Here is a 12,285-nt window from a genome sequence, read left to right as displayed (position 1 = left end):
GGGCCATCCGGCCCCGCAGGACCGGATGTATGCGGGGAACCAGTCACGTCCCTCAGTTATAGAAGGCCGGCGCGTGATCGGCAACTGTTCGACACTTCCTCTACGGGCAGGGGTTGGGCTGCGCCGTATGGATGGTCTCGATGCCCTCAAGCACCGCGTCGTTCAGCGTCAGCCTGGCACTGTCGATGTTGCTGCGCAGTTGCTCCGTCGTGGTCGCACCGATGATGGTGCTGGTGAGGAAGCTGCGCGAATTGACGAAGGCCAGGGCCATCTGCCCCGGGTCCAGGCCGTGCTCCCGGGCCAGCGCCACGTAGCGCTCCGTGGCATTTGCACCCAGCGGGTTCAGGTAGCGCTGGAAGCGATCGAACAGCGTCAAGCGGGCTCCCGCCGGTCGCTGGTCGTTGAGGTACTTTCCGCTTAGGGTGCCGAAACCAAGAGGCGAGTAGGCCAGTAGCCCGCATCGCTCGCGATGGCTGACTTCCGCCAGGCCGACTTCATAGCTGCGGTTGAGCAGGCTGTAAGGGTTCTGGATGGACTGCATCCGGGGCAGGCCGCGTTCTTGTGCGAGTTGCAGAAACTTCATCGCACCCCATGCGGTCTCGTTGGACAATCCCACATGACGAATCTTGCCGGCCTTGACCTGCTCGTCCAGCGCCTCCAGTGCCTCGACCATGGCTGCTTCGGCGCCGTCGTCGTCGGCCTTGGGGCGATAGCCGAGCTTGCCAAAGAAATTGGCGTTGCGGGTCGGCCAGTGCAACTGGTAGAGGTCGATGTAGTCGGTCTGCAGGCGGCGCAGCGAATCATTCACTGCCTGGCGGATGTGCTCCCGGTTGTAGGTCGTCGCGCCGCCGCGAATATGGTCTGGCCCCGGGCCGGAGATCTTGGTGGCGATCACCAGCTTGTCGCGGTCGCTGCGCTGCTTGAGCCAGGTCCCTATCCAGTCCTCGGTGAGCCCCTGGGTCTCGCCTCGGGGCGGAACGGGGTAGAGCTCCGCGGTATCAATGAAATTCACGCCCTGATCCACGGCAAGGCTCAGCTGCTCGTGGGCCTCGGCTTCTGTATTCTGCTCGCCCCAGGTCATGGTGCCCAGGCAAATAACGCTGACGTTGAGATCGGTGGTACCCAGTGGACGAAAGTCCATGTGGCCATCTCCTCTGTGGCTGTCCGGATTGCGGAAGTGTCAGCCGCGGCGTTGGTAGACGAGATCACGCACCTGGTGACCCTTGCGCACGCCGCGGCGCTCAAACTTGGTAGGCGGCCGTCCGTGGCGATCGGGTGCGAAGTTCTGATCGCCATGAATGTTCTCGAACAGCGGAGCGTCAGCCATGACGTTGTGCATGTGTTCGGCATAGTCTTCCCAGTCCGTCGCCATGTGCAGGATGCCCAGGGGCCGGAGGCGGGACGCGGCAAGATCCACCCAGGCAGGCTGCACCATGCGCCGCTTGTGGTGGCGCTTCTTCGGCCATGGATCAGGGAAAAACAGGTGGATGGCGTCCAGGCTCTGCGGCGCAAGCCAGTCCCGCAGGACCTCGAGTGCGTCATGGCAGGCGACGCGAACATTGGCGATGCTCTCCGTCTCCAGCCTGTTGAGCAGCCGCCCGACACCGGGGCGGTGGACCTCGACGCCGAGAAAGTTTTTCTCTGGCGCTTCCATGGCCATCTGCGCCAGGGAGTCGCCGTCGCCAAAGCCGATTTCCAGCACCGTGGGTGCTGCTCGCCCAAACAAGGCCGGCAGATCCAGGGAAACCACCGGCGGATTCACGCCCCAGTGCTCGTAGAGTGCACTCAGCGCCCGCTTCTGGGCATCGGTCATGCGGCCTTCCCGCCGGACAAAAGTCCGGATGGTGCGAGCGCCTCGCGCCGGTTGCTGATCACTCACCGCAAATACCTCACAGCTTGGCAGCCGGGCATTTTGGCGTATTCGATGGGCCAAGGGAAAGGCGTCACTGCGTGGGCTTGTCAGATGTGGCGTGCAATCGCACAATGATCAAGGAAACCCGGCGCCGTCAGGCGCCGGGGCGTCTCGCGGGTGTAGCTCAATGGTAGAGCCTCTGCTTCCCAAGCAGATGACGTGGGTTCGATTCCCATCACCCGCTCCACTTTGATTTCCCGCAGATATCGTTCAGATTCCGGCTCGTGGCTTGCAGGGTGGGATGTGGCCTTCCTGCGCCAGTTTCTTCTGGATCTGGCCAGGGGTCAGCTTGGCGAGGTCCTTGGCAATCTCGGTCAGCTGGATATTTGATGCGATGGTGTTCTGCAGAGGTGGCCGCAGGTAACCAAGCATGCGTTTCTCGGCGCACAGCACGATACGCTGTGTGCCATTGCCACGGGCGATTTCGTCCAACTCGCGGGCTATGTCCCGCGCAAAGCGACGTTCCATCTCGGCGTCGTGGCCGGCGCGATGGTCGTCATAGCCGTGAGCGGCGCCTCCATTCGAGCGATTGCGTCCGGCTCGTGTCTCCGCGAACACCTCATCGTCATGGGCCTGGTGTTCCGGATTGGTCAGGCTCTTGCGCTCCACCAGATTGGGACCGGATTCCAGTTCCGGCAGTTCGGCGGGCTCCACAGTGAAAAAGCGCGCACGGGATCCTTCGGCTACGACCACACAGTACTGACTCATACAGCTCTCCTTCTGAAGCCGTGGTGGAAGTGGCATGGACATGCAAAACCCGCCGCTGACGGCCGCAGAGGCCGGCCGGCTGCATGAACCAAATGCCGTTGGGGGTGGACTAAAACGCGGAAACAGGCCGCCCGCGACCGGCTGCCGATCGCCATTGCGGCGCCAGGAGGAGTCGTGCTGCGTATATCGCGGCATCAGGCGGAATTCCCCTGTTTCCTCTCGCGCTGCCTTGAAGTATAGAACAGGGTCTACAGACGTTTTCTGTATGCTGTCCTACATTAGTGTCTCCTTTGAGGATGACGACATTTCACTGGGGAAGAAGGAAGCCTGCATGGCAAAGCTCGTCAAATGGATCGTTTTCGCGCTGCTCGGTGTTGTCGGGCTCGTGATTGCCCTGGTTGTCGCCATCGTCCTGCTGGTGGACCCGAACGATTACCGGGATGACATCGGCCGCCTCGTGCAGGAGAACACCGGACAGGAACTGGTGATCGAGGGGGATATCAGCCTCTCGTTCTTCCCCTGGCTTGGTCTGGATCTTGGCAGGACGCGCCTGGAGAATCGCGACGGCTTTGGCGATCAGCCATTTGTTCAGGTGGAGAGTGTCGGCATCGCCGTGCGTCTGCTGCCCCTGCTGCGCCGGGAAGTGGTGATGGACACCATTCGCATGGATGGGCTGGTAGTGCACCTGGTGCTGAACGAGCAGGGCGAGGGCAACTGGGAACTGGATCTGCCGGAGTCTCCCGAAGAGGTTGCCACCGAGCCCCCGGAGCCGGACACCGACGCGCCGGATGACCGGGCACCCCCCGTCGTTGTAGGGAGGCTTGGCGGAGTCGAGCTGACCAATCTGCAACTGATTTACGAGGATCGGCAGGCCAACACCCGCCAGGAGTTCGGCCCTGCCAACGTCTATCTCGGTGAGATTGACCTGGACGACGACATCTCCCTGCGTGCGGACTGGGTGGCAGCGCTGGATGGCGACCTCCGCATGGAGGGGGAACTCGACTCCCTTTTCCGCGTCAGCTCGGACTTCGAAATCATCAACCTCGCTCTTCGCGACCTACAGGTCCGCACTTTCTCGCCGGATCTGCCCCCGCGTGGACTGCTGGCAACCATCGGTGCCGTGGTGGATGTGGACCTGGGTCGTGACACGGCCCGTCTGGAGGCGCTGCGCCTGCGCGCGGCGGGTCTTGATCTCACCGCCCAGGCGGATGTGTCCAACCTCACCGGTGATCTGTCCGTCGACGGCCGATTCGACCTGGCCGAGACCGATGTCCGGGGCCTGCTGGAGGCGTTGGGTCAGCCGGTGGAGGATGACGGGCCGTATCCCTCGGACCTCGCCCTGTCGGGGCGCTTCGGGCTTGCCGACGATGCACTGACGATCACCGAGCTGGCGCTCGGTGCCGCAGGGCTCGCCCTCAGTGCCGAGGCCCGGGTAGCCGATCTCAGTGGTACGCCCACGGTGAACGGCCGCTTCGAGCTGGCCGAGGCGAATCTGCGGCAGGTCCTCCAGGCCCTCAATCAGGAAGTGCCGGAGACCGCTGATCCCGACGTGCTCACCGTGTTTTCTATGAATGGTGAGTTCACCGCCAACGAGGATTCCGCGCAGGTCGGCAACCTGGCGATTCGTCTGGACGACACCAGCATTGCGGCCACCGCTTCCGTCACGGAGTTCGATGATCCGATGATCGGCTTCAACGTCGAGATCGACCGGCTTGACGCCGACCGCTACCTGCCGCCGCCCTCCGAAGACGATCCGGCGCCGGTGGAGGCCGTGGGCGAGGATTCCGACGCCGAGCCCGTGGAATTGCCCATGGAGCTGCTGCGTAGCCTGCGCCTCGACGGCAACTTCCGGCTCGGTGAACTCATCATCAGCGAACTGCTGTTCGAGGATCTGCACTTCACGGTCAGCGCCGACAACGGCCTGCTGCGTGTGCACCCCATCGGTGCCCGCCTTTACGGCGGCGCCTATAGCGGCGACATCCGTATCGATGCCAGCGGCGACGAAGCCGTGGTGAGCGTGAACGAGCGGGTGGAAGGCGTGCAGGCCCGGCCCCTGGTGCAGCATTTCATGGGCAAGGACCTGCTCGAGGGAACGGGCAACCTGACCATCCAGGCCGAAGCTGAGGGTGTTGAGGTCATGGATCTGGTGCGAACCCTGGTGGGTGAGGCCGAGTTCCGGTTTACCGATGGCGCCGTGATGGGGATGAACATTGCGCAGATGATGCGGGACGCCACCGCCCGGCTGCAGGGTCAGCGAACCGCTGCCAGCGCCGAGCCGGAACGCACGGACTTCGCCGAACTCGTCGGTCGGCTGGTGTTCGATCGCGGCATCGTCCGCAACGAGTCGCTCAACGCACAATCGCCATTGTTGCGGGTGACCGGCGGGGGTGAAGCCAACCTGCTGGAGCAGACGGTGGACTATCGCCTGGTGATCAATCTGGTGGGCACGCTCCAGGGTCAGGGCGGGGAGTCACTGGACAACCTGCGTCGCTTGCCGATACCGCTGCGCATACGCGGCTCTCTGCTTGAGCCCAGTATCAGCCTGGACCTGCAGGCCGCCCTGACGGATCAGCAGAGGCAGCGCCTGCGCGATGAAGAAGAAGCCCTGCGGCAGCGCGCCCGGGAGGCCGAGGACGAATCCCGTGCGCGTCTTGAGCAGGAGCAGCGGGAGGCCGAGGAGCGCCTGCGTCGGGAGCAGGAGCGAGCCGAGCAGCGCTTGCGGGACGAAGCCCGTGAGCAGGAAGGCGAGGTTCGTGATCGGGCCAGGGACGAATTGCGCCGTCTGATACGCTGATGGCGGTCACTGGAGCCGAGGCGGAAATGTTCCGCCGGCAATTGCTCGACTGGTTTGACAAGCATGGCCGCCACGATCTGCCCTGGCAGAATCCGGCAACGCCATACCGGGTCTGGGTCTCGGAGGTCATGCTGCAACAGACCCAGGTCGGCGTCGTCATTCCGTATTTCCAGCGCTTCATCGAGCGCTTCAGGGATGTGACGGAACTGGCGGACGCACCGCTGGACGATGTCCTGACCCTCTGGTCGGGGCTCGGCTACTATGCCCGGGCGCGCAACCTGCACCGGGCGGCGCAACGCATCAGGGATCACCATGGTGGCCGCCTGCCGGAACGACTTGCCGACTGGGAGGCATTGCCCGGTGTGGGGCGCTCCACGGCCGGCGCCATCCTGTCACTGTCCCTGGGGCAAGCCCACGCCATACTCGACGGCAACGTCAAACGGGTGCTGGCCCGTTACCACGCAGTGCCGGGCTGGCCTGGCCGCAGTGCAGTGCTGAAAGCTCTGTGGGCCTTGTCCGAAGCCCACACGCCGCAGCAGCGTTGCGGCGATTTCAACCAGGCGATGATGGATCTGGGCGCCACCCTGTGCACCAGGGCGCGTCCCGCCTGCCTGCTGTGCCCGGTGCGGGATGGTTGCCGGGCTCTGGCCAGCGGCGAGCAGCAACGTTACCCGGAACCGAAGCCACGGGCTGCCTTGCCGGTGCGACGGCTGCGCATGCTCTTGCTGGAATCCGCCGACGGCCTGCTGCTGGAAAAGCGCCCGCCCACCGGCATCTGGGCCGGGTTGTGGAGCCTGCCCGAGTGCCCCCCGGAGGAACCCCTGGAGGCGCTGTGCCGGGAGCGTTACGGGCTGGATGTCGGCCAGTCGGACCCGTGGCCCGCGTTTCGTCACAGCTTCACCCACTATCATCTGGACATCGAGCCGGTGCATGCCGTGGTCGAGCCTATTGCCGGTGCTGCAGGCGTGGCTGATCGTGACCTTGTCTGGTATAACACGGGCACCTTGAGCCGGGGCCTTGCCGCCCCGGTAAGCAGACTGCTCGACAGCTGGAAGAAAGGAGCCTGAGCCATGGCCCGCACCGTACAATGCGCAAAACTCGGCGAAGAACTCGAAGGCCTGGACCGGCCGCCGTATCCGGGGGAACTCGGCAAACGCATTTTCGAGAACATCTCGAAACAGGCGTGGCAGCAGTGGCTGGGCCACCAGACCATGCTGATGAACGAGTACCGCCTGACACCCATCGAGCCCAAGGCGCGGAAATTCCTGGAAACGGAGATGGAAAAGTTCCTCTTCGGAGGCGGCGCCACGCCACCGCCGGACTACGTGCCGCCCGAAGAGCGCTAGCGCCAGCGTGCCGCCCCGCCAGGTTCGGGGCACGCGAGCCTTGACTGGAAAGGGCCGATCCGATTGAATAAGCGCCCTCGGCCAGGTAGCTCAGTTGGTAGAGCAGGGGATTGAAAATCCCCGTGTCGGCGGTTCGATTCCGTCCCTGGCCACCATCATCGGGCCGAACCGACCTCGTGTCGGTTCGGCTTTTTTTCTTTGCAGAAAACTGCCATGCAAGCCGTCACGGTCAACGAAAAGCTGCTGTTGGGCATCGCCATGACCATGATGGCGGGTGCCCTGCTGGCGAGCATGGACGCCCTGGGCAAGCACCTGTCCCAGTACTACCCGGTGCTGCAGGTGGTCTGGGCACGTTACTTCTTTCATGCTGCGCTGGTCCTGCTTGCCCTGTCGGCACGTCATGGCCTGAGTTTTGTACGGACCCGTCACCCATGGATTCAGACCATCCGGGGACTCATGCTTATCACGGTGACCGGTTTGCTCTATCTGGCCCTGATCCGGGTGCCTCTCGCCGATGCCACCGCGATCATGTTTTTCGCGCCGGTCCTGGTAACGCTGCTCTCGGGGATCTTCCTGTCGGAGCGGATCACGCCCGTCCGAGTGGGGGCCGTAATGGCGGGCTTTGCCGGTGTTCTGCTCATCGTCCGCCCGGGCTTCGAAACCGACTGGTTCATGCTGCTGCCGCTTGGCGCGGCCTGCACGCTGGCGGTGTACCTGCTGCTGACCCGCACGTTGAGCGGCCGCGATCCGACACGCACCACGATTTTCTATACCACGGCCATGGGAACGGTGGCACTGACGCTCATGATGCCCCTGGTCTGGCAGATGCCGGGTGTCGGTCATCTGCTGCTCATGGTGATCATGGGCGCCCTCGGCGCGACGGGCCACTTTCTGATCATCTCGGCGTTCGCCCACGCGCCGGCCTCGGTATTATCGCCGTTTCTGTATTTTCAGATCATTTCCGCCATGGTTATCAGCGTTGCCGTGTTCGGTGATCCGCTGACCGCAACAATGCTGGCGGGCACCTTGTTGCTAATCGGTGGTGGACTGGCCGTCTGGTGGCGCGAAAGTCGTCCATGAGTCGCAAATGATTCTGTTGGGGGGGGTACGTGTGACAGACCGGACCGGAACAACCGTCGCCGCGAATCCGGCGCCGTACCGCAATATTGCGCTGCTCGCCCTGGCCCAGGCCATGCTGATGTCGGGCACCTCGGTGCTGATTGCCACCTCGGCCTTGGTCGGGCGGGCATTGGCGGACAACCCGGCCCTGGCCACGATTCCCCTGGGGCTGCAGTTCATGGCCATGACGGCGGCGGCGATTCCTGCATCGTTGTTCATGGGCCGCTATGGCCGGCGCCCCGGTTTTCTGATTGGCGTCAGCCTTGGCCTGCTGGGAACCCTGCTTGCAGGGCTCGCGGTCTGGTCACAGAGTTTTGCGCTGTTCTGCGTTGCGGCGGTGCTGATCGGAGTTTACAACGGGTCTGGTCAGTTCTACCGCTTTGCGGCCGCTGACGTGGCACCAGTGGAGCGCCGTGCCCGGGCGATATCCTTGGTCCTGGCCGGCGGTATTGTCGCAGGCTTCATGGGGCCGAATCTCGCAGCCTGGACACGGACGCTGCTGGGGCCGGACTTCACTGCCAGCTATCTGGTGCTGGCAGGGCTGTATCTGGTGGGCATGGCCGCCATTTCCGCGCTGCGTATCCCCCTGCCGCCGAAGCAGGTGCTGAACGATCCGGGCCGCCCGCTGCGGCAGATCGCCGCCCAGCCCACCTTCATGGTTGCCCTTGCCGCTGCCACCGTGGGCTACGGGGTCATGAACCTGCTGATGGTGGCAACACCCTTGTCCATGGAGGCACACGACCACGCTTTTGACGATGCGGCATTCGTGATCCAGTGGCATGTGCTGGCCATGTTCGTGCCCTCGTTCTTCACCGGTGAGCTGGTGCGTCGGTTCGGATTGCTGACGGTGCTTGGCACCGGAGTCGTGCTGATGCTGGCCTGTGTGGCGGTCCACTTCAGTGGTCATGGCGTGTGGCACTACTGGAGCGGGCTTGTGCTGCTGGGTGTTGGCTGGAACTTCCTTTTCATCGGTGGTACGACGCTGTTGACCGAGGCCTATGCCGAGTCCGAGAAGGCCAGGTCCCAGGCCTTCAACGACTTCGTGGTATTCGGCACCGTCACCCTGACGGCTCTCGGCTCCGGAGCGCTGCTCAGTACGTTCGGTTGGGTGTTGCTGAACCTGATGGTGGTGCCGTTTCTGATAGCGGTACTGGTGGGGCTGTTGTGGCTGCATCGTCTCCGGCGGCGGCAGCTCCAGGAGGCCTGACACGGCATTCGCTTTGTATCCGGCGGCAGGGTGCGGCATGCTTATCGCCGACCAAGGCGCATGGGCGTCGAGAACTTCGAGGATTTGAGTAATGAGTCAGGATAACTTCCCCGACCTGAGCCTGGATCTCGGCTCGTTGGTCAGCGAGGAAACTTTCAGCGATAGCCGGGCGGGCAGCATCCGCCGCCTGACGCCGATCAAGCCGGATGGCAGCGTCGACGACAGCCGCTCGGTGGAGTACACCGGCCATACCCAGGTCATGACGGAAGCGGGGCCGTTACCGGTTAACTTCACACTGGAAGTCGAATCCCTGGAACAGGCGGTGGAGCAGTTCCCCGCACAGGCTGAAAAGGCCCTCGAGGAAATGATTCGCCGCATCGAGGAAATGCGCCGTGAACAGGCATCTTCCATCGTGACGCCGGGGCAGGGCGGGTTCGGCGGCGGCATGGGTGGAGGCGGCCCGCAACCGGGTGGCCCCAGCGGTGGCTTCAAGCTTCCCTAGGAGGGGGCTCACTGTCAGGACACAAACAAAAGGGGCCGCATCAGTAATGCGGCCCCTTTTCGTACAGCTGGTGCTGTCTACTTCATGGTAGGCATGACGAACTCCGAACCGGAGCGCACACCCGTCGGCCAACGCGACGTCACCGTTTTCATCTTGGTGTAGAAGCGCACACCGTCCGGGCCGTGCATGTGCAGTGGCCCGAACAGGGAGCGCTTCCAGCCACCGAAGCTGTGGAAGGCCATGGGCACTGGGATCGGCACGTTGACGCCTACCATGCCCACCTGGATATCCTGGCTGAACTGTCGGGCGGCGTCGCCGTCGCGGGTGAAGATCGCCACGCCATTGCCGAATTCGTGTTCGTTGATGATCTTTACCGCGGTTTCATAGTCGGGTACGCGCACCACCGCAAGCACGGGGCCGAAGATCTCTTCCTTGTAGATGCGCATGTCGGTGGTGACACGATCGAAAAGCGTGCCGCCGATGAAATAGCCTTCGGTGTCGGGGAAGGCACGCTTGCGACCGTCGACCACGGCCTCCGCGCCCTCCTCGATGCCGAGACCGATGTAGCCGCTGACCTTCTCCAGGTGCTCACGGGTCACCAGGGGCCCCATTTCAAGACCTTTCTCCGCCAGGCCGTCGCCGATGCGCAGGTTCTCCACCTTGGGCTTCAACCGCTGGATCAGGGCGTCGGCCACTTCGTCACCCACGGCCACCGCCACCGAGATTGCCATGCAGCGTTCACCGGCGGAGCCGTAGGCGGCGCCCATCAGGGCGTCGACGGTCTGGTCCAGATCGGCGTCGGGCATGGCCACCAGGTGGTTCTTCGCGCCACCCAGCGCCTGCACCCGCTTGCCGTGGGCGCAGCCGGTGGAATAGATGTACTCGGCGATGGGAGTGGAGCCGACGAAGCTTACCGCAGCCACATCCGGGTCGGTCAGCAGGGCGTCCACCGACACCTTGTCACCGTTGACCACATTGAACACGCCGTCTGGCAGCCCTGCTTCCTTGAGCAGTTCCGCCATGTACAACGGTACCGACGGATCCTTCTCCGAGGGCTTGAGCACGAAGGTGTTGCCGCAGGCGATGGCCACCGGGAACATCCACATGGGCACCATGGCCGGGAAATTGAACGGAGTGATACCGGCGCAGACGCCTACCGGCTGCATCATGGAGTGGCTGTCGACATTGGTCCCCACGTTGAGGGAGTGCTCACCCTTCAACAGGTGGGGAATGCCGCAGGCGAACTCCACCACTTCAAGGCCGCGGGTCAATTCGCCACGGGCATCCTCGAACACCTTGCCGTGTTCCGAGGTGATCAGCCGGGCGATGTCGTCGGCGCGCTCCTCGATCAGCGTCTTGAAGCGGAACATGATGCGCGCACGGTTGAGCGGCGTAACCCGCTGCCAGCCCGGGAGGGCATCGCGGGCCGCCTCGATGGCGCGACGCGTGGTGGCGGCGTCCGCCAGGCTTACCTCGCAATTGCTCTCGCCGGTGGCGGGATTGTAAACGGGGAAGCTGCGTTCGCCACCATCCACGACCTTGCCGTTGATGAAATGCTGGACGCGCTGCTTTGCGGCGTCGGATTCACGTACCTGAGCCATCTGTCTGCCCTCAAGGGTTCGATATGTTTGCCATTTGCCGTCCTGCTGGCGAGACGGGCATCGCGGTCGGGCCGCGCATGCGTGGCCCGGAATAATAGCAGCCCCGAGCGCTCATGACCTCCCGGGGGCGGTTCGGTGTTCAGTGGCGATGCAGCAATTGCACGGAAAACCAGTTGTCAGGGTCCTGCCACGATGTGACCTGCTGAAAGCCCGCAGCCGCGGCAATGCCTTGCAGGCGCTCGACGGTGTACTTGTAGCTGTATTCGGTGATGATGGGCTCATCGGTGGAAAACCCGAACTCGGCCTCGCCGATCCGAACGGACTGATCGCGCTGACTGACCAGGTGCATTTCGATGCGGCTCTCGACGTCATTCCAGACCGCCCGATGGTGGAACTGATCGATGACAAAGTCGGCGCCTAATTCGTGGTTGATTCGTCTCAGCAGGTTCTGATTAAAGGCTGCCGTGACGCCAGCGCTGTCGTCGTAGGCGGGCAGGATGACGTCGCTGTCCTTGCGTAGGTCTATCCCCAGCAGCAGCATGCCGTCCGGGCCGGCGGTGGCGTGCAGCGCACGCAAGAGATTCTCGGCATCCGCCGGTGCAAAGTTGCCCAGGGTAGAGCCAGGAAAATAGATCAGCCGGCGTCGTGGCGTCCTGACGGTGTCCGGCACGCTGATCTCGCGTGTGAAATCGGCGCAGACCGGCAGGATCGGCAGTGCCGGATAGGCGTCACGCAACAACTCGCAGCTTGCCGCCAGATGCTCTGCACAGATCTCCACTGGCGCATACGCCACCGGGTTGATGAGTTCATCCAGTAGCAGGCGGATCTTGACGCTGCTGCCACTGCCCGGTTCGAGCACCAGGGCGTCCGGCCCCACGGCGTCCGCCATGCCTGCTGCATGCTCCCGCATGATGGCCAGTTCCGTTCTGGTCAGGTAGTACTCCGGTAGCTCGCAGATACGGTCGAACAGCTCCGAGCCCCGAGCGTCATAGAAATACTTGGGTGGAATGCAGCGCGGCCGCTTGCCCAGACCCCGACAGACGTCGTCATGAAATTCCCGCACCGGATCAGGCATACCGGTCGCTTCGGCAGACAT

11 protein-coding genes and 2 tRNA genes are annotated in these 12,285 nt (G+C 63.6%); 8 read left to right on the top strand and 5 right to left on the bottom strand.

Annotation, left to right across the window (positions count from 1 at the left end; all coding sequences use genetic code 11):
- Nucleotides 1-100: 100 nt before the first annotated feature.
- Nucleotides 101-1,141: an NADP(H)-dependent aldo-keto reductase gene (locus tag J2T57_RS00960; protein ID WP_253472874.1), complete on the bottom strand. Its 1,041-nt coding sequence runs from the start codon at nucleotides 1,139-1,141 to the stop codon at nucleotides 101-103.
- 39 nt (nucleotides 1,142-1,180) lie between these two features.
- Nucleotides 1,181-1,813, bottom strand: a complete 633-nt coding sequence (trmB, locus tag J2T57_RS00955; protein ID WP_253472872.1) for a tRNA (guanosine(46)-N7)-methyltransferase TrmB — start codon at nucleotides 1,811-1,813, stop codon at nucleotides 1,181-1,183.
- Nucleotides 1,814-2,025: 212 nt separating this feature from the next.
- Here trmB and J2T57_RS00950 point away from each other — a divergent pair.
- A tRNA-Gly gene (locus J2T57_RS00950) sits at nucleotides 2,026-2,099 on the top strand.
- Nucleotides 2,100-2,122: 23 nt separating this feature from the next.
- On the opposite strand, the gene J2T57_RS00945 is transcribed toward J2T57_RS00950, so the two are convergent.
- Nucleotides 2,123-2,620: a host attachment protein gene (locus J2T57_RS00945; protein WP_253472869.1), complete on the bottom strand. Its 498-nt coding sequence runs from the start codon at nucleotides 2,618-2,620 to the stop codon at nucleotides 2,123-2,125.
- A 331-nt stretch (nucleotides 2,621-2,951) separates the two neighbouring features.
- On the opposite strand from J2T57_RS00945, the gene J2T57_RS00940 reads away from it, so the two are divergent.
- From J2T57_RS00940 to J2T57_RS00910, 7 genes are all read left to right on the top strand, one after another.
- Nucleotides 2,952-5,414 (top strand): AsmA family protein, encoded by a 2,463-nt coding sequence (locus tag J2T57_RS00940; RefSeq protein ID WP_253472866.1) that lies wholly within the window; start codon nucleotides 2,952-2,954, stop codon nucleotides 5,412-5,414.
- Nucleotides 5,414-6,481: an A/G-specific adenine glycosylase gene (mutY, locus tag J2T57_RS00935; protein WP_253472863.1), complete on the top strand. Its 1,068-nt coding sequence runs from the start codon at nucleotides 5,414-5,416 to the stop codon at nucleotides 6,479-6,481. The genes J2T57_RS00940 and mutY overlap by 1 nt, the downstream gene beginning before the upstream one ends.
- Before the next feature lie 3 nt (nucleotides 6,482-6,484).
- On the top strand, nucleotides 6,485-6,760 hold the full coding sequence (locus J2T57_RS00930) for an oxidative damage protection protein (RefSeq protein ID WP_253472859.1): 276 nt from the start codon (nucleotides 6,485-6,487) through the stop codon (nucleotides 6,758-6,760).
- Between the two features lie 79 nt (nucleotides 6,761-6,839).
- Nucleotides 6,840-6,915 (top strand) — tRNA-Phe (locus tag J2T57_RS00925).
- Nucleotides 6,916-6,973: 58 nt separating this feature from the next.
- Nucleotides 6,974-7,840, top strand: a complete 867-nt coding sequence (locus tag J2T57_RS00920; RefSeq protein ID WP_253472856.1) for a DMT family transporter — start codon at nucleotides 6,974-6,976, stop codon at nucleotides 7,838-7,840.
- 31 nt (nucleotides 7,841-7,871) lie between these two features.
- A complete protein-coding gene (locus J2T57_RS00915) occupies nucleotides 7,872-9,086 on the top strand; it encodes an MFS transporter (RefSeq protein WP_253472853.1) in 1,215 nt (404 codons plus the stop codon).
- A gap of 91 nt (nucleotides 9,087-9,177) precedes the next feature.
- Nucleotides 9,178-9,588: a hypothetical protein gene (locus J2T57_RS00910; protein WP_253472850.1), complete on the top strand. Its 411-nt coding sequence runs from the start codon at nucleotides 9,178-9,180 to the stop codon at nucleotides 9,586-9,588.
- Between the two features lie 77 nt (nucleotides 9,589-9,665).
- Here J2T57_RS00910 and J2T57_RS00905 read toward each other — a convergent pair whose 3' ends face one another.
- Nucleotides 9,666-11,189 (bottom strand): CoA-acylating methylmalonate-semialdehyde dehydrogenase, encoded by a 1,524-nt coding sequence (locus tag J2T57_RS00905; protein WP_253472847.1) that lies wholly within the window; start codon nucleotides 11,187-11,189, stop codon nucleotides 9,666-9,668.
- Nucleotides 11,190-11,328: 139 nt separating this feature from the next.
- Nucleotides 11,329-12,285, bottom strand: a complete 957-nt coding sequence (egtD, locus tag J2T57_RS00900; protein ID WP_253472844.1) for an L-histidine N(alpha)-methyltransferase — start codon at nucleotides 12,283-12,285, stop codon at nucleotides 11,329-11,331.

Source organism: Natronocella acetinitrilica (assembly GCF_024170285.1).
Lineage (GTDB): Bacteria > Pseudomonadota > Gammaproteobacteria > Nitrococcales > Aquisalimonadaceae > Natronocella > Natronocella acetinitrilica.
The sequence above is the reverse complement of the archived record's forward strand: the minus strand, read 5'-3'. Positions and strand labels throughout refer to the sequence as shown.

Coding starts and splice junctions, on each gene's coding strand:
- J2T57_RS00940 (WP_253472866.1), top strand. CDS start 2,952: ATGGCAAAGCTCGTCAAATGGATCGTTTTCGCGCTGCTCGGTGTTGTC.
- J2T57_RS00910 (WP_253472850.1), top strand. CDS start 9,178: ATGAGTCAGGATAACTTCCCCGACCTGAGCCTGGATCTCGGCTCGTTG.
- J2T57_RS00960 (WP_253472874.1), bottom strand. CDS start 1,141: ATGGACTTTCGTCCACTGGGTACCACCGATCTCAACGTCAGCGTTATT.
- J2T57_RS00945 (WP_253472869.1), bottom strand. CDS start 2,620: ATGAGTCAGTACTGTGTGGTCGTAGCCGAAGGATCCCGTGCGCGCTTT.
- mutY (WP_253472863.1), top strand. CDS start 5,414: ATGGCGGTCACTGGAGCCGAGGCGGAAATGTTCCGCCGGCAATTGCTC.
- egtD (WP_253472844.1), bottom strand. CDS start 12,285: ATGTCTGCCGAAGCGACCGGTATGCCTGATCCGGTGCGGGAATTTCAT.
- J2T57_RS00930 (WP_253472859.1), top strand. CDS start 6,485: ATGGCCCGCACCGTACAATGCGCAAAACTCGGCGAAGAACTCGAAGGC.
- J2T57_RS00905 (WP_253472847.1), bottom strand. CDS start 11,189: ATGGCTCAGGTACGTGAATCCGACGCCGCAAAGCAGCGCGTCCAGCAT.
- J2T57_RS00920 (WP_253472856.1), top strand. CDS start 6,974: ATGCAAGCCGTCACGGTCAACGAAAAGCTGCTGTTGGGCATCGCCATG.
- trmB (WP_253472872.1), bottom strand. CDS start 1,813: ATGACCGATGCCCAGAAGCGGGCGCTGAGTGCACTCTACGAGCACTGG.